The organism is Streptomyces sp. Edi4 (assembly GCF_040253615.1).
In the GTDB taxonomy this organism is placed as follows: Bacteria; Actinomycetota; Actinomycetes; order Streptomycetales; family Streptomycetaceae; genus Streptomyces.
The window spans coordinates 2,602,842-2,626,902 of the sequence record NZ_JBEJGY010000004.1; the positions used below are offsets into that span (position 1 = coordinate 2,602,842).

Genomic DNA, 24,061 nt, shown 5'->3' on the forward strand with positions numbered 1-24,061 from the left:
GATAAACATCCCTAGGGGGAACACAGCGATGAGCTACAACCAGCCGGGCCCGTACGGTGGCCAGCCTCAGCAGCCCGGTCCGTACGGCCAGCAGCCGCCGCAGCAGCCGTACGGCCAGCCCGGCCAGCCGCAGCCCGGTTACGGATACCCGCAGCAGGCCCCGCAGGGCGTGCCGCCGCAGCAGGCGGGCCCCTACGGCCAGCAGCCTCCGCAGCAGCCGCCCTACGGCTACCCGCAGCAGGGGCCCCAGCAGGCCCCGTACGGCCAGCAGCCCGGCTACGGCCAGCAGCCCCCGTACGGCGGCCCGGCGCAGCCCGCGCCCCCGAAGAAGAAGACGGGTCTGATCGTCGCGGCGGCCGTCGTGGCGCTCGCGGTCATCGGCGGCGGGGTGTGGTTCCTCACCAAGGGGGGCGCCAGCAACTCCGACGTGTCGGACGCCACCAAGGGCTACAAGGTCGTGCTGCCCGCCACGGTCGACGACTACAAGAAGGGCGCGGCGGGCGATCAGACGCAGGCCATGACGGACGAGCAGAAGAAGAAGGCCGAAGCGCTCGGCGTCAAGAACCCGCAGCAGGTGGCCACCTCGTACGACCAGGGTGACCCCGCCAAGAACCCGCTGACCGCCAGGATGCTCCAGGTGCAGGCGGTGTGGGGGCAGATCTCCGACCCGGCGAAGGTGATCGACGCCTCGTTCCAGAACGCCAAGGACAGCACCGCCAAGAACAAGACCATCAAGGCGGAGCTGGTCGGCTCGGCCAAGCTCGTCAAGCCGGCCGGGTTCAGGGGCGCGCTGATGAAGTGCCAGGACATGAAGTTCACCAACTCCGCGGCCGACGGGTCGCTCGACAAGGGGCCCAAGGAGTTCACGGCCCCGGCGTGCGTGTGGGCCGACTACAGCACGTACGGCGTGGTGATCCTGATGGACCTGGGCAAGGCCGCCACCGGTGGCGGCGCGAGCCAGGACGACGCCGCCAAGCTGACCGCCTCGCTCTACAACACCTCCCGCCAGAAGGTCTGACGGTCGCGGAGCACACGTGAAGGGGCGCCCGGTCAAGGAAGTTGACCGGGCGCCCCTTTGCCGTGCGGATGGGCCGTGGCGCTACGCGCTCTTCTCGTGCCGCCCGTCGTTCTTCACGATGCGCGGCTCGCGCGGGACCAGCGTCGGGTTGACGTTGTTGCGGACGACGTCGGCGGTGATGACGACGCGGGCCACGTCCTTGCGGGAGGGGACCTCGTACATCACCGACTGGAGGACTTCCTCCATGATGGCGCGCAGGCCGCGCGCGCCGGTGCCGCGCAGGATGGCCTGGTCGGCGATGGCTTCGAGCGCGGGGCGGTCGAAGTCCAGCTCCACGCCGTCGAGTTCGAACAGGCGCTGGTACTGCTTGACGAGCGCGTTGCGCGGCTCGACCAGGATCTGGAGGAGCGCTTCACGGTCGAGGTTGTGGACCGAGGTGAGGACGGGGAGGCGGCCGATGAACTCGGGGATCATCCCGAACTTCACCAGGTCCTCCGGCATGACCTCCTGGAACTGGTCGCTGGCCTCGATCTCGCGCTTGGAGCGGATGGTGGCGCCGAAGCCGATGCCCTTGGCGCCGGCCCGCGACTCGATGATCTTCTCAAGACCCGAGAAGGCGCCGCCCACGATGAACAGCACGTTCGTCGTGTCGATCTGGATGAACTCCTGGTGGGGGTGCTTGCGTCCGCCCTGGGGCGGGACGGAGGCGGTGGTGCCCTCCAGGATCTTGAGCAGCGCCTGCTGGACGCCCTCGCCGCTGACATCGCGCGTGATCGAGGGGTTCTCGCTCTTGCGGGCCACCTTGTCGATCTCGTCGATGTAGATGATGCCCGTCTCGGCCTTCTTGACGTCGTAGTCAGCGGCCTGGATCAGCTTGAGCAGGATGTTCTCGACGTCCTCGCCGACGTAGCCCGCCTCGGTGAGCGCGGTGGCGTCGGCGATGGCGAACGGGACGTTGAGCATGCGGGCGAGCGTCTGCGCGAGCAGCGTCTTGCCCGAGCCGGTGGGGCCGAGCAGCAGGATGTTGGACTTGGCGAGCTCGATCGCGTCGTCCCGGCTCGTGCCGCCGCCGTTCTCGCCGGCCTGCACTCGCTTGTAGTGGTTGTAGACCGCCACCGAGAGGGCCTTCTTGGCGGGCTCCTGCCCGACCACGTAGCCCTCAAGGAACTCATAGATCTCGCGCGGCTTGGGCAGTTCCTCCCACCGCACCTCGGAGGACTCCGCCAGCTCCTCCTCGATGATCTCGTTGCAGAGGTCGATGCACTCGTCGCAGATGTACACCCCGGGGCCTGCGATGAGCTTCTTCACCTGCTTCTGGCTCTTTCCGCAGAACGAGCACTTGAGCAGGTCGCCGCCGTCACCGATGCGTGCCACGAGGTGCTTCCCCTTCGCCTGGGAGACGCCATGTGCGCCGCCTCCTGGTGCCTACTGCGTGTTCCGGGGGGACACCCCCAGACCCCCTACCGACGGTACCTTGCCGAACCCCCCGTCCGGGCCCCCCTTGGCGCGGTTCACTGGTGAGTGGACCACGCCGGGGGCTCCGAAGTGGTTCAGGCGGCCGCGGGGGCACCCGTCTTGCGGGTCGAGACGATCTGGTCGACCAGGCCGTAGGCCAGCGCGTCCTCGGCCGTGAGGATCTTGTCGCGCTCGATGTCGTCGCGGATCTTCTCCAGCGGCGTCGTCGAGTGCTTGGCCAGCATCTCCTCCAGCTGCGTACGCATCCGGAGGATTTCGTTGGCCGCGATCTCCAGGTCGGAGAGCTGCTCGCGGCCGGTGCCGCCCGAGGGCTGGTGGATCAGGATGCGGGCGTTGGGCAGCGCCATGCGCTTGCCCGGCGTGCCGGCGGCGAGCAGGACGGCGGCGGCGGAGGCCGCCTGGCCCATGCAGACCGTCTGGATGTCCGGCTTCACGAACTGCATCGTGTCGTAGATCGCCGTGAGGGCGGTGAAGGAACCACCCGGGCTGTTGATGTAGATGGAGATGTCACGGTCCGGGTCCATCGACTCCAGGCACAGGAGCTGCGCCATGACGTCGTTGGCGGACGCGTCGTCGATCTGCACGCCGAGGAAGATCACGCGCTCCTCGAAGAGCTTCGCGTACGGGTCGTACTCACGCACGCCCTGCGAGGTGCGCTCGACGAAGCGCGGAACGATGTAGCGGCTGTCGACCTGGGGGCCCGTGTAAAGGCCGTTCGCGGCAGCCGAGTTGATGTTGCTCATGGGGGTGTTCACCATCCTGGTGGCGTTCAAGTGGGCGGGGGTAGCGGTGCGGTTCGGGGCTCAGGCCCCGGTGCCGCCGCCGCCCGGAACACCCGAGGCAGCGGAGATGATCTCGTCGATGAGGCCGTAGTCCTTGGCCTCCTCCGCCGTGTACCAGCGGTCGCGGTCGCCGTCGCGGATGATCGTCTCGACGGACTGCCCGGAGTGCGCGGCGGTGATCTCCGCCATGCGCTTCTTCGTGCGGATCAGGTACTCGGCCTGGATCTTGATGTCGGAGGCGGTGCCGCCGATGCCGGCGGAGCCCTGGTGCATCAGGATGTCGGTGTTGGGGAGCGCGAAGCGCTTGCCGGCGGCGCCACCGGTCAGCAGGAACTGACCCATCGAGGCGGCCATGCCCATGCCGATGGTGACCACGTCGTTCTGGATGTACTGCATGGTGTCGTAGACCGCCATGCCGGCCGTCACCGAGCCACCGGGGCTGTTGATGTAGAGGTAGATGTCCTTGTCCTGGTCGGCGGCGGCCAGGAGGAGCATCTGGGCGGTGATCTTGTTGGCGATCTCGTCGTCGACCTGCTGGCCGAGGAAGATGATGCGGTCGTTGAGCAGTCGGCTGTAGACCTGGTCACCGAGGCCACCACCGAGGGACGGCTCACCGGCGGCGTAAGGCATCAGATTCGTCACGTATCCACCTGCTCGTCTCTGACGGCTTCAACCGTCTCAGCGTCTTCGTTCCGGGGGCGCGGACTCCTGTTCGCCAGACTCCACCACCCTCGTATTCATGGACCCTAACGCGCAGGTGGGACAACGCCATCCCGGTTCCCGAACTGTTCGCTCGGAGCGCAAGGTGGTTGAAGGCGCATGAGGGGGAATCGGCTACGGACGAGGGCCCGTACGCGACTGCGTACGGGCCCTCGCTCGGGTCATGCGGAGGCTCAGGCCTCGGTCTTCTCCGCGGCCTCGGCCTCGGCGGGCTCGGCGTCGGCGGCGGCCTCCACCGTCTCGGCGGCCTCGTCCTCGGCGTCGTCCAGGTCGACGATCTCACCGTTGGTGTCGGTGACCTTGGCGGCCTCCACGACGACGGCGAGCGCCTTGCCGCGGGCGACCTCGCCCACCAGCATCGGCACCTGGCCACCCTCGACGACGGCCTGGGCGAACTGGTCGGGGCTCATGCCGGAGGAGGCGGCGCGCCGCATGAGGTGCTCGGTCAGCTCCTCCTGGTTGACGTTCAGCTTCTCCTTGTTGACGAGCTCGTCAAGGATGAACTGCGTCTTGATGCCCTTGACCGCCTGCTCCTCGGTCTCGGCGGTGAACTCTTCCTCGGTCTTGCCCTGGATCTCCAGGTACTTGGCGAGGTCGATGCCCATCTGGCCGAGCTGGTGGTGCTCGAGGTTGTGCTTGCGGGTCTGGATCTCGTCCGCGAGAAGCTTCTCGGGGATCGGGACCTCGGCCAGCTTCAGGAGCTCGTCGAGGACGCGCTCCTGGGCCTGGGTGGCCTGGTCGTACTGCTTCATGTTCTCAAGGCGCTTGCGGCTGTCGGCCTTGAGCTCGTCCAGGGTGTCGAACTCCGATGCGAGCTGCGCGAAGTCGTCGTCCAGGGCGGGCAGTTCACGGGCGGCGACCTGGGTGACCTTGACGGTGACCTCGGCCTCCTTGCCCTCGGCCGAGCCGCCCTTGAGCTCGGAGGTGAAGGTGGCCTCGCCACCGGCCTCCAGGCCCTTGACGGCCTCGTCGATGCCCTCAAGGAGCTCGCCGGAGCCGATGGTGTACGAGACACCCTCGGCCACGCCGTCCTCGAGGACCTCGCCGTCGACCTTGGCCTGAAGGTCGATCGTCACGACGTCGCCGTCCTCGGCGGCACGCTCGACCGGCGAGGTGGAGGCGAAGCGCTCGCGCAGCTGCTCCACGGACTTCTCGACGTCCTCGTCGCTGACCTCGACGGCGTCAACGGTGACCTCGATGCCGGAGTAGTCCGGGATCTCGATGGCCGGACGGATGTCGACCTCAGCGGTGAAGTTCAGCGTCTCGCCGTCCTTCAGCTCGGTGATGTCGACCTCGGGCTGACCCAGCGGGTTGAGCTCCGCCTCGTTGATCGCCTCGGTGTAGAACTTCGGAAGCGCGTCATTGACGGCCTCTTCGAGCACGGCGCCACGACCGAACCGCTGGTCGATCACGCGGGCCGGGATCTTGCCCTTGCGGAAGCCCTTGACCGTGACCTGCTGGTTGATCTTCTTGTACGCCGCGTCGAGGCTGTCCTTGAGCTCCTCGAAGGGCACCTCGACAGTGAGCCGAACCCGAGTCGGGTTCAGGGTCTCCACGGCGCTCTTCACGGTTCGGTCTCCTTGTGGCTGACTTCTTTGGGGGGTTCTGCCGAAGACCGACGGTCTTGGCGGATGGGGCCCGGTACATCATTCATCAGACACACGGGCACGCAGCTTGCATAGTAACCGCAAGCGGGATGCCACCCACAATGTGATCTTGATACGCGGAGAACGCGGACATCGAACGCCGGTGACGCTGGTCGGGGTGGCGGGATTTGAACCCACGGCCTTCCGCTCCCAAAGCGGACGCGCTACCAAGCTGCGCCACACCCCGTCGGTGCGAGACGTAGGGTACATGCCCCAGCGCTCCGCGTCGGCCCCTTTGCCCTTCGGCCCGTTCCTGGCCCCTCCCCGGTCCGTTCTCCGGCGGGCCGGCCGCCGACCGGAGCCCACCACGGGAGCGCGGTGTGCACGTCCCGGGGGTGACCCGCTACGATGCTCTACGTGCCGCGGTCACCAGGACCGGCGGCGCGCTGCTCGCGGGCGTAGCTCAATGGTAGAGCCCTAGTCTTCCAAACTAGCTACGCGGGTTCGATTCCCGTCGCCCGCTCCACGCAGAATCACCAGGTCAGAGCCGGTACCGCCACGCGCGGGACCGGCTCTCGCCGTTTGGGCCCGCGCGAGGGCCCGGCGGACGTCTCGCGCCGGGCGGGACGTCGCGCCTTTCCTGGGCCGCGGGCCGCGGGCCGCGGCCCGCAAACCGCAGCCGTGCCCTAGAACTTGATCTGGTTGATCGAAGCCGCTATCGAGTTCAGGAAGTGCTGGATCGAGGGGGCCATGCCCGTCGAGGCCAGGAAGAAGCCGAACAGTATGGCGACGATGGCCGGACCGGCCTTGATCGAGCCGCCCCGGATGAGCACCACGAGGATGACCGCCAACAGCAGCACCACTGACAGTGAGATGGCCACAACTGATCACACACCCTTGGTCGGTCCGCCTTGCCGGCCCGGGAGCGTGCCGCCCACACCCCCACAGTGACTATCGTGCCACCAACACCCCGCTGGTTGTTCCCCGGTGACGGATCGCCAAGGTAAGGATCCGGCCAACAGGCGACCTGGCCAAGGGTGTTCGTCGAGTTCGGGCGGGCGTGGGCCGCGAGCACGGCTGGTTTCAGCCACCGGAAAGCACAGCGCGCCGCCCCGGCGGGCCCGGGTGCCGGGCCGGGCGCCCGAGCACCCGGGCCCGCCGGGCCTTACGCGTCCCGCCTGATCAGGAGCAGGGCCCGGTCGTCGTTGACGTCCTTGGCGACCGCTTCGATCAGGTGCCAGGCCGCGCCCGAGAAGCCCGTCGAGACATAGCGGTCGGCCTCGCCGGTGAGGCGGTCGATGCCTTCGGCGATGTCGCGTTCGGAGGTCTCCACGAGCCCGTCGGTGAACAGCAGCAGGACGTCGCCGGGGGCGAGGGAGCCCTTGGCCGGGTGGAATTCCGCGCCGTCGTAGACACCGAGCAGCGGCCCCTCGGCGGCCTGTTCGCGCCAGCGCCCGGAGCCCGCGTGGAGCTGGAGGGCCGGCGGATGCCCGGCCGAGAGGAGTTCGTAGTCGCCGGAGTCGAGGTCGAGGACGAGGTGGATGGCGGTGGCGAAGCCCTCGTCCCAGTCCTGGCGCAGCAGATAGCCGTTGGCGGCCGGCAGGAAGGCGTGCGGGGGCAGCGAGCCGAGCAGGCCGCCGAACGCGCCGGAGAGCAGCAGGGCGCGCGATCCCGCGTCCATGCCCTTGCCGGAGACGTCGGTGAGGACGATCTCCAGGGTGCGTCCGTCGCCGGTGCGGGCGGCGACGACGAAGTCGCCGGAGAAGGACTGCCCGCCGGCCGGCCGCAGCGCCATCTCGCGGTGCCAGCCCTTGGGCAGCTGGGGCAGCGCGCTCTGGACCCGGATGCGTTCGCGCAGGTCGAAGAGCATGGTGCCGCCGCGCCGCCAGGGCACCCCGACCCGGGCCCTGAACTGGGCGATGAGCAGCCCGAAGAGCCCGCACGCGGCCACCACGAGGACGGTTCCCGGAGTGACCCGGGAGGGCCCTGAGGTGTAGGGGCCGAGCCGTACGGACTCCACGATCAGGGCGGTCGCGGCGGCCGCGTACAGACCGAGCAGGTTGGCGGGGCGCAGCAGGAGTCCGCCGGCCACGATGGGCAGGACGAGCGCGGAGGGCGCGCACCACACCGGGGCCCAGAGTGTGGCGGCGGTGATCGCGGGCACGGTGAGCAGGAGGGCGGCGAGGGCCACCCAGTCGGATCCGTCGCCCCGGAAGTAGTCGACGCCGGATCTGCGCACCGCGATGCGGACCCGGTGCAGCGCCTTGCGCCACCGGGCCGTGAACGAGTCCGCTCTCCTCGCGCGTGCCATTGCCGAGGACCCTATCCAGCCGGACCCGCCGTGCGCAGGTGCCCCCGTGGACAGAGCCGGGCCGGGGCGGCGGAAAAGGGGGCGACCGCCGGTGCCGCGCCCTGGTAGGGATGGGCTCATGACGACGCAGCTGCGGGTCCTGGACCCGGCCGAGTGGGACGAGTGGTACGCGGCCATAGTGGCGGCGTTCGGAGGGATCCCGGACGCCGAGGAAGAGGTGGAGCTGTGGCGTGAGCTGATCGTCGCCGACCGCTCCCTCGGGGTGTGGGACGGCTCCGTGTGTGTGGCGGCCACCAGCACGTTCCCCTTCCGGATCAGTGTGCCGGGCGGCGCGGTGGTGCCGGCGGCGGGCGTGACCGGGGTCGGTGTGCTGCCCACTCACCGCCGTCGCGGGCTCCTCACGGCGATGATGCGGCGCCAGCTCGACGACGTACGGGAGCGGGGCGAAAGCCTCGCGGTCCTGACCGCGTCCGAGCCGGCCATCTACGGACGGTTCGGGTACGGCATCGCCACGATGGCGCTGTCCGCCGAGATCGACACCGCCCGGGTCCGCGTCCAGTTGCCGCCGGGCGCCGACGAGGTGCGGCTGAGGTACGCGAAGGTCGAGGAGTCGCTGGCCCGGTGCGAGGAGCTGTACGCGCGCCTGGTGCCGCGCCGGCCCGGGATGCTGGCCAGAATGCCCGGCTGGGACCGTATGACGAGCCTCGACCCGGTCGCGCACCGCGGCGGTGGTTCGCCCTCGCAGTGCGTGCTCGCGGAACGCGACGGTGAGCTGGTGGGCTATGCCCGCTACCGCGTCTCGACGACCGACGGGCCGGCCGGTGTGGCCGGCGCGGTCTCGCTCAGCACGCTGGAGGCCGTGGATCCGGCGGTGTCGGCGGCGCTGTGGCGCTATCTGTTCGACATCGATCTCACCACGGTCCTGAAGGTGAAGGACCGGCCGGTGGACGATCCCTTCCAGCACCTGGTGTCCGATGTGCGCCGGTGCGCGCCCCGCCTGCGCGACCGGCTGCATCTGCGTCTGGTGGAGCTGGGCGCGGCCCTTGAGGCGCGGACGTACGCGGCGCCCGTCGATGTGGTCCTTGAGGTCGAGGACGCGTTCTGTCCCTGGAACGCGGGCCGCTGGCGGCTGCGTGGCGACGCGAAGGGAGCCAGCTGTACCCGGAGCGACGATCCGGCCGAACTCGCCCTGTCGGTGCGGGAGTTGGGAGCGGCCTACCTCGGCGGGTGCACGCTCGCCTCACTCGCGGGCGCGGGCCGGGTGCGTGAGCTGCGCCCCGGCGCGCTGGCCGAGGCCTCCACGGCGTTCGGCAGCGAGCTCGCGCCGTGGCTGCCTCACGGTTTCTGACAGGCGGGACACCAGAACAGATTGCGGGCGGCGAGACCGGCGGTGCGGATCTCGCCCCCGCAGAGGTGGCAGGGCAGGTTCGCCCGGCGGTAGACGTACACCTCGCCGCCGTGGTCGTCCACGCGCGGCGGGCGCCCCATGGCCTCGGGGGTGTGCTCGGGGCGGACGGTGTCGATGCGGTTCAGGCGTACGCCCTCGCGCATCAGCTCCACCAGGTCGGCCCAGATCGCGTCCCACTGGGCGCGCGTGAGCTCCTTGCCTGGCCGGTAGGGGTCGATGCCGTGCCGGAAGAGGACTTCGGCGCGGTAGACGTTGCCGACGCCCGCCACGATCTTCTGGTCCATGAGCAGGGCGGCGATGGTGGTGCGGCTGCGGGAGATCCGTTGCCAGGCCTTCTCGCCGGTGTCGGCGGGGCGCAGCGGGTCGGGGCCGAGCCGGTCGTGTATCGCCTGCTTCTCGCCGTCGGTGATCAGCGCGCAGGTGGTGGGACCACGCAGGTCCGCGTACGCCGTGTCGTTCGTCAGCCGCAGCCGTACGGTGTCGGTGGGCGGCGGCGCGGGCATGGCGCCGAAGCCGTACTTGCCGAACAGGCCGAGGTGGATCTGGACCCAGCCCGCCGGTCCGAAGCCGAGGAACAGGTGCTTTCCGTGGGCCTCGGCGCCTTCCAGGACCTGGCCGTCGACCAGGGCGGCGCCGTCGGAGAACTTGCCCTGGGGGCTGGACGCGCGCAGCGGCCGGCCGCCGAACCTCAGGTCGTGGTCGGCGGCCAGGCGGTGGATGGTGTGGCCTTCGGGCATGGGCCCTGATCAGCCCTGCTGGGGGTGGTGGGCCGGGATCTCGGGGAGCTTGCCGGTCCTCTCGTACGCGCTCAGCATCTCGATGCGGCGGGTGTGACGTTCCTCGCCCGAGTACGGCGTGGCCAGGAAGATCTCGACGAACCTGGTCGCCTCTTCCTCGGTGTGCATCCGGCCGCCGATGGAGATCACGTTGGCGTCGTTGTGCTCACGGCCGAGCGCGGCGGTCTGCTCGCTCCAGGCCAGCGCGGCGCGGACGCCCTTGACCTTGTTCGCGGCGATCTGCTCGCCGTTGCCGGAGCCACCGATCACGATGCCCAGGGCCTCGGGGTCCGCGGCCGTCCTCTCGGCGGCCCGCAGACAGAACGGCGGGTAGTCGTCCTGGGCGTCGTAGATGTGCGGACCGCAGTCCACGGGCTCGTGCCCGTGGGCCTTGAGCCATTCCACGAGGTGGTTCTTGAGTTCGAAGCCGGCATGGTCGGAGCCGAGGTACACGCGCATGCACCCGAGTGTGGCATGCGCGGCGCCGGGCAGGGGGAGGTGGGTGGGGGACTTCGGTCCCGTGCCGCGGGGGCCCTTCGGCCTCGTACAACGATCCGGATTCAGGTCTTCCGTCCCGAACCGGTCCGGGTTTCAATGCACGGGCTCGTGACCCGAGTGCTCCGAAGACTTAAGGAAGCGTCCATGACCTCGCAACCCTCCCTTGCGAAGGAAGACCGTCTGCCCGGTGAACCCGGTCAGTCGCAGTCGCCCGACGGCGGCCTCAAGGCCGGCCTCAAGAACCGCCATCTGTCCATGATCGCCATCGGCGGTGTGATCGGCGCGGGCCTGTTCGTGGGCTCCGGCTCCGGCATCGCCGCGGCCGGCCCCGCCATCCTGCTGTCGTACGCCCTGGTCGGCGTGATGGTGGTGTTCGTGATGCGGATGCTGGGCGAGATGGCCGCCGCGCGCCCCTCATCGGGCTCGTTCTCGGCGTACGCGGACCGCGCGCTCGGCCGCTGGGCCGGGTTCTCGATCGGCTGGCTCTACTGGTTCTTCTGGGTCGTGGTGCTCGCGGTGGAGGGCACGGCCGGCGCCAAGATCCTGCACCAGTGGGTGCCGGGGGTCCCGCAGTGGGGCTGGGCGCTCATCGTGATGCTGGTCCTGACCGCCAGCAACCTGGCCTCGGTGTCCTCCTACGGCGAGTTCGAGTTCTGGTTCGCCGGGATCAAGGTCGTCGCGATCGGCGCCTTCGTGGTGATCGGACTGCTCGCGGTCTTCGGCGTGCTGCCGGGCTCGGACAATCCGGGGGCCGGCTTCTCGCACCTCACCGACGCGGGCGGCTTCTTCCCCAAGGGGTACGGGGCGGTCCTCACCGGCGTCCTGATGGTCGTGTTCTCCTTCATGGGCTCCGAGATCGTCACGCTGGCCGCCGGTGAGTCCGAGGACCCGCGCCGCGCCGTGACCAAGGCGACCAACAGCGTGATCTGGCGCATCGCGGTGTTCTACCTCGGTTCGATCCTGGTGGTCCTGACGCTCCTGAAGTGGAGCGACCCCTCGATCGTCGCGGACGGCTCCTATGTGGCGGCCCTCAAGACGATCGGCATCCCGCACGCCGACCAGATCATGAACGTGATCGTGCTGACGGCGGTCCTGTCCTGCCTCAACTCCGGCCTGTACACGGCCTCCCGGATGGCGTTCTCGCTCGGTGAGCGCGGCGACGCGCCGAAGTCGTTCGCCCGCACCAACAAGCGGGGCGTGCCGCAGGTCGCGATCCTGTCCTCGGTCGTGTTCGGCTTCGTGGCGGTCTTCTTCAACTACGAGTGGCCCGACACCGTCTTCGCGTTCCTGCTCAACTCCTCGGGCGCGGTCGCCCTGTTCGTGTGGCTGGTGATCTGCTGCACCCAGCTGCGGATGCGCGGCATCATCCTGCGCGAGCAGCCGGAGAAGCTGACGGTGAAGATGTGGGGCTTCCCCTATCTCACCTGGCTGACGATCGGGATGATCTCCTTCGTCCTCGTCTACATGCTGTTCGACGACTCCGGGCGCGAGCAGGTGCTCTGGTCGCTGGCCGTCGCGGCGCTCGTCATCGTGATCGCGCTGGTCCGCCAGCGGGTGCTCGCCGAGCGCGCTCCCGTCGCCGCCGGCGTACGGGACGACGTCACAGCGGCATAGCAGCGGGGAAGGGGCGGCCCGGCGGAGCTTCGCGCCGGGCCGCCGGGATCATCGGGGCCCGAGCGGTCAGCGCAAGTTGAACTTCTCGGCCCAGGCGCCGACGTCGGCGGGCGTCACGTTGCCGCCGCAGACCACCAGGCCGAGCCGCGCGTCCTCGCCGACCCGCTCCAGCACCCGGCGGGCGGCGGGGAGCAGGCACCCGGCGGCGGGCTCGGCCCACACCTTCGCGTGCTCGGCGAGGTCGAGGGTGCCCCGCACGGCCTCGGCGTCGCTCACCGTCAGGACATCGGTGACCAGCGCCGAGACGTGCTCGTACGTGAGCTGCGAGGCGGTGGGGGCGCTCAGCGTCGAGACCACCGAGGACAGTTCGACCGGCACGGGACCGCCGGCGGCCAGGGCCTGCGACATGGCCCGCGCGCCGTCGGTCTCCACCCCCCAGATCCGTACGCCGGGGCGGCGCGCGCGCAGTGCGGCGGCGACGCCGGAGATCAGCCCTCCCCCGCCGATGCTGACCAGGACGTCCGTGAGTTCATCGGCGTCCTCGGCCAGCTCAAGACCGACCGTGCCCTGGGCGGCGATGACGACGGGGTCGTCGAAGGGGTGGACCAGGGTGAGCCCCTTGGCCGTGAACTCCTCGAGGAGCGCGAACGCGCCGTCCATGGAGTCGGCGAGGACGACATGGGCCCCGGCGCTCTCCGCGATGCCCACGGCACGGCTCGGAGCGGACCTCGGCATGACGACGGTCGCCTCGATGCCCAGGGCGCCGGCCATGACCGCCACCGCGATGCCGTGGTTGCCGCCGCTCACCGCCACGACCCCCGCGGCCCGTTCGCGCGCGCCGAGCCCGAGCAGTTTCGCCGTCGCCCCCCGCACCTTGAACGAACCGGTGCGCTGGAGCAGTTCCAGCTTCGCGGTGACCCGCGCGCCGAGGAGTGCGGAAAGGCCGGGACTGGCCACGGTCGGGGTCTTGATGACATGCCCGGCGATCCGCTCCGCCGCGGCTTCCACGTCCGCCACAGTGATCAGCACATTCGCCTCCGTTGCGTGATCCGGCCGGCAGTGACCGGACCCGCATCATCCCCCGGCGCGGTGGGGGGCGGTCGTCCGACGGTGGCTTTGGCCCCGGGAACGCCAAAGGGCCCGGCATCCGCCGGGCCCCTTCGCGTCGGAGAGATCAGCCCCGGCGGCCGACCAGCTTCCACGCGGCCGGCAGCAGGCCCATCGCCAGGGCGGCCTTCAGGGCGTCGCCGATGAGGAAGGGGGTCAGGCCCGCCGCGACGGCCGCGCTCAGGGACATGCCGGTCGAGGCGGCCAGGTAGGGCACGCCCACCGCGTAGATGATCCCCGAGCCGAGCACCATCATGCCCGCGGTGCGCGGGACCGAGCGGTCCGCGCCCCGGCGGGCCAGCGCCCCGACGACGGTGGAGGCGAGCAGCATGCCGAGGACGTAGCCGAAGGAGGCTCCGCCCGCGCCGGAGGTGCCGTTGGCGAACCAGGGCAGGCCCGCCATGCCGACCAGGGCGTACAGGGCCAGCGAGAGGAAGCCACGGCCGGCACCGAGGCCCGCGCCGACGAGCAGCGCCGCGAAGGTCTGGCCGGTGACCGGCACGGGCGAGCCGGGCACGGGCACGGCGATCTGGGCGGCGATCCCGGTGAGGGCCGCGCCGCCGACGACGAGCGCGATGTCCCGGGCGCGGACGCCCGCCTGTGCCAGGGAGGCCGAGAGCCTGGGCGAGGGCAGCAGGTCGGCGAGGACCGTTCCGGTACGGGGGGCGGTGGCGGACGCAGTGCTCATCGGGACTCCGGCAGGTGGTGGGAGGGCGGGACGTGCGGGGACATCGTGACGTTAGCCCACCCGATCTCCCGGGATCACCAGCAGCCGTCCACAAAGCGGGTGTTGACGCCGTGGTGGGGTCCGGACAAAGGACCGGCTTCAGGCGCCCTCCCGCGTGACCCTCATCACTCGGCCGACGGGCTCGGCTGCCCCTTTTGCGCCCGGGGTCGGGCCTGGGCGAGACTGTAGGTTCCCCATAAACCGAACGATACGAGCGCCATGCACGAGCCCTTGCCCGCCGAACCCCTCTCGCACGGGCTGAAGCAGCGCCATCTGACCATGCTCGGCCTCGGCGGGGTGATCGGCGCCGGGCTCTTCGTCGGGTCGGGCGCGGGGATCGCGGTGGCGGGCCCCGGCATCGTCGTGTCGTATCTGATCGCGGGCGCGATCGCGATGCTGGTGATGAGGATGCTGGGCGAGATGTCGGCGGCGATGCCCGCGTCGGGGTCGTTCTCGGTGCACGCCGAGCGGGCGCTCGGGCGCTGGGCCGGGTTCAGCGTGGGCTGGCTGTACTGGTTCCTGCTGGTGGTCGTGCTCGCCGTGGAGGCGACCGGCGCGGCGAAGATCGCGAACGGGTGGGCGCCCGGGGTGCCGCAGTGGGCCTGGGTGCTGATCTTCATGGTGGTGTTCACTGCCGCCAACCTGGCCTCGGTGAAGAACTTCGGGGAGTTCGAGTTCTGGTTCGCCGCGCTGAAGATCTTCGCGATCCTCGCGTTCCTCGTGCTCGGCCTGCTCGCGATCTTCGGGGTGCTGCCCGACACGTCGGCGGTGGGCCTGTCCAACCTGACCGGGCGGGGCGGCTTTCTGCCCGCCGGGGTGAGCGGCGTGGTCTCCGGGGTGCTCGCGGTGATCTTCGCGTTCGGCGGTCTCGAGGTCGTCACGATCGCCGCCGCCGAGTCCGACGACCCGGTGCGGGCGGTGGGGCGCGCGGTGCGCAGCGCGGTGTGGCGCATCCTCTTCTTCTATGTGGGCTCGATGCTGGTCATCGTGACGCTGCTGCCGTGGACGTCGATGAAGCCGGGCCAGAGCCCCTATGTCGCCGTCCTGGACGCGATCGGCATTCCCTCGGCCGGGCAGATCATGAACATCGTGGTGTTCGTTGCGCTGCTCTCGGCGCTCAACGCCAATCTGTACGGCTCATCGCGCATGATCTTCTCGCTGGCCGAGCGGGGCGAGGCTCCCCGGGGCCTGCTGAAGGTGTCCGGCGGCGGGGTGCCGCGCCGGGCGGTGCTCGCCTCGGTGGCCTTCGGGTTCGTCTCGGTCCTGCTGAACCTGAAGTGGCCCGACTCGGTGTTCCTCTACATGCTCAACGCGGTCGGCGCGGTGCTCCTGTTCGTGTGGGCGCTGATCGCGCTGTCGCAGTTGCGGCTGCGCCGCCGCATCGAGCGCGAGGCGCCCGAGACCCTGTCGCTGAGGATGTGGGCCTTCCCCTGGCTCACCCGGGCGGCGCTCGCCGCCATGGGCGCGGTGCTGGTCCTGATGCTGTTCGACGCCTCGGCCCGGCCGCAGGTGCTGTGGTCGGCGGGGGCGACCGCGGTGGTGCTCGTGGTGGCAGGGGTACGGGAGTTGCGCACGCGCCACGTGTGAAGCTTGCGTAAACAAATCGCGCCGATGCCTTCACTCTGTGTGAGTCGAGTGTCCGCATAGCGGTCGGGTGTTCCCTCTGAGCGGGGCCGCCCTAAGACTGTGGGCCCGTGCCGCCGCCCCGGTGGATCAGCTACTGAACAGGGCATGCCCATGTCTCGGACAACCGCGCCCGTGCAGGACGACAGCCAGTCAGCGACCGGCTCACCGCTCACCCACGGCCTCAAGCAGCGGCATCTGTCGATGATCGCTCTCGGCGGCGTCATCGGCGCCGGGCTCTTCATCGGATCCGGCACCGCGATCGCCGCGGCCGGTCCCTCGATCATTCTCGCCTACGCGATATCCGGCGCGCTGGTCATGCTCGTCATGCGCATGCTGGGGGAGATGTCGGCGGCCAATCCCGCCTCCGGATCCTTCTCGGTCCACGCCGAACGGGCGATGGGGCCGTGGGCCGGGTTCACCGCGGGCTGGGCCTTCTGGTTCCTGTTGTGTGTGGCCGTCGGACTCGAGGGCATCGGCGCGGCGGGCATCGTGCACGGCTGGCTGCCGGGCGTTCCGGAGTGGGCGCTGGTCGCCGTGTTCATGCTGCTGTTCTGCGGCACCAACCTGGCGGCCGTGAAGAACTTCGGTGAGTTCGAGTTCTGGTTCGCCGCGCTGAAGATCGGCGCGATCGTCCTCTTCCTCGCCATCGGCGTCCTCGCCATCATCGGCGTACTGCCCGACACCCACGCCCCGGGCCTGACCAACCTCACCGGCCACGGCGGCTTCATGCCCAACGGCAGCGAAGGCCTCATCGTCGGACTGCTGGCCTCCGTCTTCGCCTACGGCGGCCTGGAGACGGTCACCATCGCGGCGGCCGAGTCCGAACACCCCGTCCAGGGCGTCGCCAAGGCGGTGCGCACCGCGATGTGGCGGATCGCCATCTTCTACGTGGGCTCGATGGCGGTCGTGGTGACGCTCCTTCCGTGGACCGGCAAGGACATCGTCACCAAGGGACCGTACGTGGCGACCCTCAACCACCTCGGCATCCCGGCCGCCGGCCAGATCATGAACATCGTGGTGCTGGTCGCCCTGCTCTCGGCGATGAACGCCAACATCTACGGCGCCTCCCGCATGGCCGGTTCGCTCGTCGCGCGCGGCCAGGGGCCCAAGGTGCTCGGGAAGATCTCGGGCGGGGTGCCGCGGGTGGCGGTGCTCACCTCGTCCGCCTTCGGTTTCCTGTGCGTCCTGCTCAGCTACTGGCGTCCCGACGACATCTTCCAGTGGCTCCTGAACACCATCGGCGCGATCATCCTCGTCGTCTGGTTCTTCATCGCCGCCTCCCAGTTGCTGCTGCGGCGCCGCACCGAGAGCGAGACTCCGGAGAAGCTGGTCGTGAAGATGTGGCTCTACCCCTGGCTCACCTATCTCGCCCTGCTCGGCATGGCGGTGGTCTTCGTCCTGATGGCCCGTGAGGACGGCACGCGCGTACAGCTCTACTACACCGGCGGCCTCACGGTGGTCCTCGCGGTCATCGGCTACATCCGCCAGCGCACGTCGACCGCCGCCCCTCTCGACGCCTGACCTGCGCCGCCCCCACCCACCGCCACCACCTTGCTCAACTGTCCTGCGTCCCCGGGTCCTACGCCCCGGGACGCAGGACTTTTTGCTGAGGTCACCCTTGGCTGCGGCCCCGCATTGCTGCTGGTAGCGTGCACTTGCGCATCAATTGCAATAAGCATGTGCGGTGAGCAGACAGCATGTGCAGTGAGCAGCCGGAGGGCTCGGACATGGCCATTTACACGCTTCCTGAACTTCCGTACGACTACGCGGCGCTCGAACCCGTCATCAGCCCGGAGATCATCGAGCTGCACCACGACAAGCACCACGCGGCGTATGTGAAGGGCGCGAACGACACCCTGGAGCAGCTCGCGGAGGCTCGCGACAAGGATGCCTGGGGCGCGATCAACGGCCTGGAGAAGAACCTCGCGTTCCACCTCTCCGGCCACATCCTGCACTCCATCTACTGGCACAACATGACCGGTGACGGCGGCGGTGAGCCCCTGGAGAAGGACGGCACCGGCGAGCTCGCCGACGCCATCGCCGAGTCCTTCGGCTCCTTCGCCAAGTTCAAGGCCCAGCTGACCAAGGCGTCGGCCACGACGCAGGGTTCGGGCTGGGGCGTGCTCGCGTACGAGCCCATCAGCGGGCGTCTGGTGGTCGAGCAGATCTACGACCACCAGGGCAACGTCGGCCAGGGCTCGACCCCGATCCTGGTCTTCGACGCCTGGGAGCACGCCTTCTATCTCCAGTACAAGAACCAGAAGGTCGACTTCATCGAGGCCATGTGGCGGGTCGTCAACTGGCAGGACGTGGCGAAGCGTTACGTCGCCGCCAAGCAGGCCGGCAACAACCTGATCCTGGCCCCGTAACACCCCGCGCCCGTCCGGCGCGCCCCTGACGTCCTGCTCGTGATCGTCTTCTCACCCTTCACGTGCGGGCGACGAAAACGAACGGCCCCCACGAGGACGTGACTCGAGGGGGCCGTTCGCATTCCGCCCCGGCCGCGCACGGTTGGCCGCTCGCACACCGCCCCTGGCCGCGCGCGCAGTTCCCCGCGCCTCTGGCGGGGTCCGTGCCGGCCCGGACGCACCTGCCTCGGCCTTCCGGCAATTCCCTGACCACGTCGCGCTGGCCCGCATGGGCAACCTCAGCCCGTCATGGGGGTCCCCCCTGGCCCTCAAGGCCTTGGGGGAGATCGAGGACGAGCGCGTTCAGCGCGAACGGGGTCCGGGGCGGAGCCCCGGGGACCTCGGCCGCGGACCGTGGGCGCTCCTCGCGCAGTTCCCCGCGCCTCTGGCGGGGCTTGTGCTGGCCTGCACTGGCATAGTCAGCCTGTCCAGCGTCGAGGACGAGCGCGTTCAGCGCGAACGGGGTCCGGGGCGGAGCCCCGGGGACCTCGGCCGCGGACCGTGGGCGCTCCTCGCGCAGTTCCCCGCGCCCCTGGCGGGGCTTGTGCTGGCCTGCACGGGCATAGTCAGCCTGTCCAGCGTCGAGGACGAGCGCGTTCAGCGCGAACGGGGTCCGGGGCGGAGCCCCGGGGACCTCGGCCGCGGACCGTGGGCGCTCCTCGCGCGGTTCCCCGCGCCCCTGGCGGGGCTGGGCCACGGCCCGGGTCAGAGGTTGCTGAAGTCGGGGCCCGTCGTGCGGGTGCGCTTGAGCTCGTAGAAACCCGGCGTCCCGGCAACCAGCAGCGTCCCGTCCCACAGCCGCGCCGCCGCCTCCCCCTCGGGCGCGGGCGTGACCACCGGCCCGAAGAAGGCGACCTGCTTCCCATCCGCGCCGGGCACCGCGATGACCGGGGTGCCGACGTCCTGGCCCACCAGCTCGATGCCCCTGCGGTGGGACGCGCGCAGCTCGGCGTCGTAGGTGTCCTGGTCGCCGTGGTCGATCAGACCGGCCGGCAGGCCCACGTCCTTGAGCGCCGCGGCGACGGACTCACGCGTGACGCCAAGCCCCTCGTTGTGGATGCGCGTGCCGAGCGCGGTGTACAGCTCCCCGACCACCTCGTCGCCGTGCAGTTCGCGGGCCGCGGTGACGACACGGACCGGGCCCCAGGCCTTGCCGCCCGGCCGCATGCTCTCGGCGTACTCGGCGGGCAGGTCGTCCAGGCGGTCCTCGTTGAGGACCGCGAGGCTCATCACGTGCCAGCGCACCTGGACGTCGCGCACCTTCTCGACCTCCACCATCCAGCGCGAGGTCATCCAGGCCCAGGGGCACAGCGGGTCGAACCAGAAGTCGACGGGGGTCTTGGCGGACTCGGACATGTCTCTCCTCGGGCAGCGGTGCTCGCCATCGGGCGACGGCAAAAAGCAAGCGTCTGCCCAGCAGAACACCGGAACTGGCCGAAAGCATTCCACCGCTGTCCGTAAAGCCCGGCCCAGCCCGGCCCGGCCCAGCCCGGCCTTCCCCGCGCTCGGCCACCGACTGCCGGGCATGGGAGGATCGAAGCCGTTCGAACGAGACACAAAGGAGTGCCCGTGCCCGGTGAGAATCTGTCCCGCGACGAGGCCCGCGCGCGGGCCGAACTGCTGTCCGTCGAGGGCTACGACGTCTTCCTCGACCTGCGGTCCGCGGTCGGTGACGCCCCGGACGGGCCCCGCACGTTCCGGTCCCTGACGACGATCCGCTTCCGCGCGGCCCGCCCCGGCGCCTCGGCCTTCGCCGACCTCATCGCCCCGTCGGTGACCTCGGTGACCCTCAACGGCCGCGAGCTCGACCCAGCCAAGGTCTTCGACGGCAGCCGGATCGCCCTGGAGGACCTGGCCGCCGACAACGTCCTCGTGGTCGACGCCCAGTGCGCCTACAGCAGGACCGGCGAGGGCATGCACCGCTTCGTGGACCCGGAGGACGGCGAGGTCTACCTCTACACGCAGTACGAACCGGCCGACTCGCGCCGGGTGTTCGCCAACTTCGAGCAGCCCGACCTGAAGGCGCCCTTCGTCTTCGAGGCGCTGGCCCCCGAGGGCTGGACGGTGTGGTCCAACGGCGCGGGCGGCCAGGAGAGCGACGGCGTGTGGCGCTTCGCGCCGACCGAGCCCATCTCGACGTACATCACCTGCGTCGTCGCCGGCCCCTACCACTACGTCACCGACTCCTACACGCGGACCCTCGACGACGGCCGCACCCTGGACATCCCGCTGGGCGCGATGTGCCGCAAGGGTCTGGCCAGGCACTTCGACGCCGACGACATCTTCCTGATCACCAAGCAGGGCCTGGACTTCTTCCACGACAACTTCGACTTCCCCTACCCGTTCGGGAAGTACGACCAGGCGTTCGTGCCGGAGTACAACCTGGGCGCGATGGAGAACCCGGGCCTTGTGACCTTCCGCGAGGAGTACATCTACCGGGGCAAGGTGACGCAGGCCGCCTACGAGCGCCGGGCCAACGTCATCCTGCACGAGATGGCGCACATGTGGTTCGGCGACCTGGTCACCATGGTGTGGTGGGACGACCTGTGGCTCAAGGAGTCCTTCGCCGACTTCATGGGTTCCTTCTCGCTCGCCGAGGCCACCCGCTTCACCAACAGCTGGGTGACCTTCGCCAACAACCGCAAGGCGTGGGCCTACCGCGCCGACCAGCTGCCCTCCACCCACCCGATCACGGCCGACATCCGTGACCTGGAGGACGCCAAGCTCAACTTCGACGGCATCACGTACGCCAAGGGCGCCTCGGTCCTCAAGCAGCTCGTCGCCTACGTCGGCCGGGAGGACTTCCTGGAGGGCGCGCGGCGCTACTTCAAGCGTCACGCCTACGGCAACACCCGCCTCGGTGATCTGCTCTCGGTCCTCGAAGAGGTCTCCGGGCGTGACATGTCGGCCTGGTCGCGCTCCTGGTTGCAGACGGCCGGTGTCAACTCCCTTACACCGGTGGTCACTTACGACGCGAACCGACGCGTCACCGAGCTCGCCGTCATCCAGGAGGCCGCACCGTCGCACCCCGAACTGCGCCCGCACCGGGTCGCGGTGGGCCTGTACCGCAGCGAGGGGGGCGCGCTCGTGCGCTATGCCCGCGCCGAGGTCGACGTCGAGGGACCGCGCACCGTGGTGAGCGAGCTCGCCGGCGCCGAGCGGCCCGATCTGATCCTGGTCAACGACGACGACCTGACCTACTGCAAGATCCGTTTCGACGAGGGCTCGCTCAGCACGCTGCGCGCCCACCTCGGTGACATGACCGACCCGCTGGCCCGCGCCCTGTGCTGGTCGGCGCTGTGGAGCCTGACGCGGGACGCGCTCATGCCGGCCCGCGACTTCGTGGCGCTCGTCCTCGCGCACGCGGGACGCGAGTCGGACATCGGCGTGCTCCAGATGCTGCACGCCTGGGCCCGGTCGGCGCTCACGCACTACGCGACGCCCCAGTGGCGCGCCGAGGGCGGTCCGCTGCTGTCGGCGGGCGCCCTGCACGAGCTGCGCCTCGCCGAGCCGGGCAGCGAGCACCAGCTGACCTGGGCCCGCTTCTTCGCGGCGACGGCCGTCTCCGGCTCCGACTTCCAGCTCCTTGAGGGGCTGCTTGCGGGCACCGCGAAGATCGACGGCCTGGACGTGGACCAGGAGCTGCGCTGGGCGCTGCTGGAACCGCTGGCCGCGCACGGCGTCGTCGACGAGGCCGCCATCGACGCGGAGCTGGCCCGCGACGACACCGCCTCCGGCAAGCGCCACCACGTGCGCTGTCTGGCCGCGCGTCCGTCGGCGGCGGTCAAGGCGCAGGCCTGGGCGCAGGTCGTGGAGTCGGACACGCTCTCCAACGCGCTGGTGGAGGCGACCATTTCGGGCTTCGACCAGGCCTCGCAGCGCGAGCTGACCGCTCCCTACGCCCCGAAGTACTTCGAGGTGATCGAGCGGATCTGGGCCGAGCGCTCGATCCAGATCGGCATGGACGTCGTCAAGGGGCTCTTCCCCGGACTCCAGGGCGACGAGGCGACGCTGCGGGCGACCGACGCGTGGCTCGCCGCGCACCAGGACGCCGCCCCGGCCCTGCGCCGCCTGGTCCTCGAGGCCCGTGACGACCTGGCACGCACCCTGCGCGGCCAGGCATGCGACGCGGCGGCGGCGAGCGCCGCCTGACATCCGGTGACACCCGTTCGGGGGGTCCGGCGCCGGGCCCCCTGATCGGCACTCGAACGCCCGTACTTTAGGACGGGGTTGTCCGGATTTTCCGACGAGTGTGTAACAGCGGTTAGCGGGCGGCCGGGGTGCGGAAAACCCCCCGGCATGAACCACGACACCCCGCTCTCCCCCCGCCCCCTGAGCCACCTCATCGAGGTCCAGCGCCGCGTGCTGTCCGCCGACCAGCTGCGCGCGCACGGGATTTCGGCCGCGCGCGCCGCAGCCCAGTGCCGGCCGGGCGGCCCCTGGCAGCAGCTGCTCCCGGGCGTGTACGTGCTGCACTCGGGGCCCGCCACCAGCGAGGAGCGCCTGCACGCCGCGCTGCTGTACGCGGACCGGCCGACCGCCGGGCGCGCCGCGTCCGTCCCCGCGCAGGGCCACGCCCCCGACGAGCCGCCGGCGGCCGTCGTCACGGGCCTGGCGGCGCTCGCCCTGCACCGCTTCTCCTGCGCTCCCCCGCTGCTCGCGCTCGACCGGATCGACGTCCTGGTCACGCGCACCCGCAGGCTGCGCTCCACCGGGTGGGTGCGGCTCGTGCGGGCGCACGCGATGCCCGGCGCCGAGATGATCGCGGGGCTTCCGGTGGCGCCGGTGCCGAGGGCGCTCGCCGACGCGGTCGCGGTCCTGGACGACGCCGAGACCGTACGCCGTCTGCTCACCGAGGCGGTGCGCCAAGGGCACACCGAACCGGCCGCGATCGTAGCGGAGTTGACGCGGGCGCGGCTGTTGTCGCGGGCGCATGTGGTGGACGCGGTGGACGCGCTGCTCGCCGAGGGGCGCTCCATCGCGGAGGACCGGCTGTATGCCATGGTGCGCGAGTTCGGCCTGCCGGCCCCGCTGTGGAATGTGGACCTGCGGCTGCCCGGCGGTCCGCACCTGGGCGGTCTTGACGCGTACTGGCCCGAGCAGGGGGTGGCGCTGGAGCTGGACACCCGGGCGCCCCGGCAGGGCCAGGAGGAACAAGCGGCGGCGTGGTCGCGGTGCAGCGCCAAGCGGGAGGCGCTGGAACGGCTCGGGATCACCGTCGTGCACCTCACGCCGAAGAAGCTGCGCGACTGTCCCGACCAGCAGGCCACGGTGGTGCGGACCGCGCTGATGGCGGCCGCCGAGCGGGAGCCCGCCGCCTATGTGGTGGTGCTGCCGCGTTGATCCCGGGCGCGGGCGGCGGCCCGGTGTCCGTGCGGCGCGCCGCCCGCGATTGGAGGTGAGGCGTCAGGCCTCGGCGGGCTCCGCCTTGCCCGTCGGCGGCCGGGTGCGCCACAACTGGAGCCCCACGTCGACGAGTTCGACCCGCTCGAGGCCGGGCACCTCATCGAGGCGGTGCCAGGCGGCCAGGTCGGTGGAGCCGTTGGTCTCGTGGCGCAGCTCGCCCCCCGTCACCCGGCCCTCGTAGACGACGCGCAGCCCCTGGAAGTCGGCGAACCGGCCGAGCTTGCGCGGATAACGCCGGTTGATGGAGTCGATGCCGAGCAGCCGGACGGGTTCGACCACATAGCCCGTCTCCTCGTCGAGTTCGCGCACCACGGTGTCGAGGGGGTCCTCACCGTGGTCCATGCCGCCGCCCGGCAGCGTCCAGCGTCTGGTGCCGTCACCGGCCACCCAGCGGGCCAGCAGGATCTCCTGGACACCCTCGGTTTCCCGTACGCATACGGCGTAGGCCGCCACCCGCAACTCCGTGTTCATTGGGTGAGATTACGGGGCGGCGCACGCGGGCGCGGCCCCTTGGCGCGACGGGCCCGCCGGGCCCCCGTGGCGGACCCCGCACCCTGGCGGAAATGTGCCATGTTCACATCACACAACGGTCAACTCT

General features: G+C 70.4%; 20 protein-coding genes and 2 tRNA genes. 9 read left to right on the forward strand and 13 right to left on the reverse strand.

The genetic code is table 11. The annotated features are described in order from the left end of the window. Positions 1–28 precede the first annotated feature (28 nt). Positions 29–1,018: a hypothetical protein gene (locus ABR738_RS13780; RefSeq protein WP_350230265.1), complete on the forward strand. Its 990-nt coding sequence runs from the start codon at positions 29–31 to the stop codon at positions 1,016–1,018. Between the two features lie 81 nt (positions 1,019–1,099). Here ABR738_RS13780 and clpX read toward each other — a convergent pair whose 3' ends face one another. From clpX to ABR738_RS13805, 5 genes are all read right to left on the reverse strand, one after another. Then, positions 1,100–2,392, reverse strand: a complete 1,293-nt coding sequence (gene clpX / locus ABR738_RS13785) for an ATP-dependent Clp protease ATP-binding subunit ClpX (RefSeq protein ID WP_350230266.1) — start codon at positions 2,390–2,392, stop codon at positions 1,100–1,102. Between the two features lie 176 nt (positions 2,393–2,568). Further along, positions 2,569–3,252 carry an ATP-dependent Clp protease proteolytic subunit gene (locus ABR738_RS13790; RefSeq protein WP_350234560.1) on the reverse strand — a complete coding sequence of 228 codons (684 nt, stop codon included), beginning with the start codon at positions 3,250–3,252 and terminating at the stop codon, positions 2,569–2,571. A 45-nt stretch (positions 3,253–3,297) separates the two neighbouring features. Then, positions 3,298–3,906, reverse strand: a complete 609-nt coding sequence (locus ABR738_RS13795) for an ATP-dependent Clp protease proteolytic subunit (protein WP_350234561.1) — start codon at positions 3,904–3,906, stop codon at positions 3,298–3,300. Between the two features lie 263 nt (positions 3,907–4,169). Further along, positions 4,170–5,564, reverse strand: coding sequence for a trigger factor (tig, locus tag ABR738_RS13800; RefSeq protein WP_350230267.1), 1,395 nt, complete (start codon positions 5,562–5,564; stop codon positions 4,170–4,172). A 188-nt stretch (positions 5,565–5,752) separates the two neighbouring features. Further along, positions 5,753–5,829 (reverse strand) — tRNA-Pro (locus ABR738_RS13805). Between the two features lie 205 nt (positions 5,830–6,034). Here ABR738_RS13805 and ABR738_RS13810 point away from each other — a divergent pair. Then, positions 6,035–6,108, forward strand: a tRNA-Gly gene (locus ABR738_RS13810). A gap of 160 nt (positions 6,109–6,268) precedes the next feature. On the opposite strand, the gene ABR738_RS13815 is transcribed toward ABR738_RS13810, so the two are convergent. Continuing rightward, complete coding sequence (locus ABR738_RS13815) at positions 6,269–6,463, reverse strand: hypothetical protein (RefSeq protein ID WP_350230268.1); 195 nt, start codon at positions 6,461–6,463, stop codon at positions 6,269–6,271. 284 nt (positions 6,464–6,747) lie between these two features. Continuing rightward, on the reverse strand, positions 6,748–7,893 hold the full coding sequence (locus tag ABR738_RS13820; protein WP_350230269.1) for a SpoIIE family protein phosphatase: 1,146 nt from the start codon (positions 7,891–7,893) through the stop codon (positions 6,748–6,750). A 118-nt stretch (positions 7,894–8,011) separates the two neighbouring features. Here ABR738_RS13820 and ABR738_RS13825 point away from each other — a divergent pair, with 118 nt between their 5' ends. Beyond that, positions 8,012–9,241, forward strand: a complete 1,230-nt coding sequence (locus ABR738_RS13825; protein WP_350230270.1) for a GNAT family N-acetyltransferase — start codon at positions 8,012–8,014, stop codon at positions 9,239–9,241. Here the strand turns inward: ABR738_RS13825 and ABR738_RS13830 are convergent. Together ABR738_RS13830 and ABR738_RS13835 are read right to left on the reverse strand one after the other, a co-directional pair. Further along, positions 9,229–10,038 (reverse strand): Fpg/Nei family DNA glycosylase, encoded by an 810-nt coding sequence (locus tag ABR738_RS13830; RefSeq protein ID WP_350230271.1) that lies wholly within the window; start codon positions 10,036–10,038, stop codon positions 9,229–9,231. The genes ABR738_RS13825 and ABR738_RS13830 overlap by 13 nt on opposite strands. A gap of 9 nt (positions 10,039–10,047) precedes the next feature. Beyond that, positions 10,048–10,536 carry a ribose-5-phosphate isomerase gene (locus tag ABR738_RS13835; protein WP_350230272.1) on the reverse strand — a complete coding sequence of 163 codons (489 nt, stop codon included), beginning with the start codon at positions 10,534–10,536 and terminating at the stop codon, positions 10,048–10,050. A gap of 183 nt (positions 10,537–10,719) precedes the next feature. Here ABR738_RS13835 and ABR738_RS13840 point away from each other — a divergent pair, with 183 nt between their 5' ends. Further along, on the forward strand, positions 10,720–12,189 hold the full coding sequence (locus ABR738_RS13840) for an amino acid permease (RefSeq protein ID WP_350230273.1): 1,470 nt from the start codon (positions 10,720–10,722) through the stop codon (positions 12,187–12,189). 66 nt (positions 12,190–12,255) lie between these two features. Here the strand turns inward: ABR738_RS13840 and ABR738_RS13845 are convergent, their stop codons facing one another. After that, complete coding sequence (locus ABR738_RS13845) at positions 12,256–13,215, reverse strand: threonine/serine dehydratase family protein (protein WP_350234562.1); 960 nt, start codon at positions 13,213–13,215, stop codon at positions 12,256–12,258. Between the two features lie 148 nt (positions 13,216–13,363). After that, positions 13,364–13,984 (reverse strand): biotin transporter BioY, encoded by a 621-nt coding sequence (locus ABR738_RS13850; protein ID WP_350230274.1) that lies wholly within the window; start codon positions 13,982–13,984, stop codon positions 13,364–13,366. A gap of 258 nt (positions 13,985–14,242) precedes the next feature. Between ABR738_RS13850 and ABR738_RS13855 the strand changes: the two genes are divergently transcribed. The 3 genes from ABR738_RS13855 (at position 14,243) to ABR738_RS13865 (ending at position 18,018) form a co-directional block, all read left to right on the forward strand. Continuing rightward, a complete protein-coding gene (locus tag ABR738_RS13855; RefSeq protein ID WP_350230275.1) occupies positions 14,243–15,610 on the forward strand; it encodes an amino acid permease in 1,368 nt (455 codons plus the stop codon). Positions 15,611–15,760: 150 nt separating this feature from the next. Further along, positions 15,761–17,170: an amino acid permease gene (locus tag ABR738_RS13860; protein WP_350230276.1), complete on the forward strand. Its 1,410-nt coding sequence runs from the start codon at positions 15,761–15,763 to the stop codon at positions 17,168–17,170. Between the two features lie 206 nt (positions 17,171–17,376). Continuing rightward, positions 17,377–18,018, forward strand: a complete 642-nt coding sequence (locus ABR738_RS13865; RefSeq protein ID WP_350230277.1) for a superoxide dismutase — start codon at positions 17,377–17,379, stop codon at positions 18,016–18,018. Between the two features lie 744 nt (positions 18,019–18,762). Here the strand turns inward: ABR738_RS13865 and ABR738_RS13870 are convergent. Then, a complete protein-coding gene (locus ABR738_RS13870; protein WP_350230278.1) occupies positions 18,763–19,413 on the reverse strand; it encodes a mycothiol-dependent nitroreductase Rv2466c family protein in 651 nt (216 codons plus the stop codon). A 213-nt stretch (positions 19,414–19,626) separates the two neighbouring features. Here ABR738_RS13870 and pepN point away from each other — a divergent pair, with 213 nt between their 5' ends. After that, positions 19,627–22,209 carry an aminopeptidase N gene (pepN, locus tag ABR738_RS13875; RefSeq protein WP_350230279.1) on the forward strand — a complete coding sequence of 861 codons (2,583 nt, stop codon included), beginning with the start codon at positions 19,627–19,629 and terminating at the stop codon, positions 22,207–22,209. Positions 22,210–22,356: 147 nt separating this feature from the next. Beyond that, positions 22,357–23,400, forward strand: coding sequence for a hypothetical protein (locus ABR738_RS13880; protein ID WP_350230280.1), 1,044 nt, complete (start codon positions 22,357–22,359; stop codon positions 23,398–23,400). A gap of 63 nt (positions 23,401–23,463) precedes the next feature. Here the strand turns inward: ABR738_RS13880 and ABR738_RS13885 are convergent, their stop codons facing one another. Continuing rightward, on the reverse strand, positions 23,464–23,934 hold the full coding sequence (locus tag ABR738_RS13885; protein ID WP_350230281.1) for an NUDIX hydrolase: 471 nt from the start codon (positions 23,932–23,934) through the stop codon (positions 23,464–23,466). Positions 23,935–24,061 lie beyond the last annotated feature (127 nt).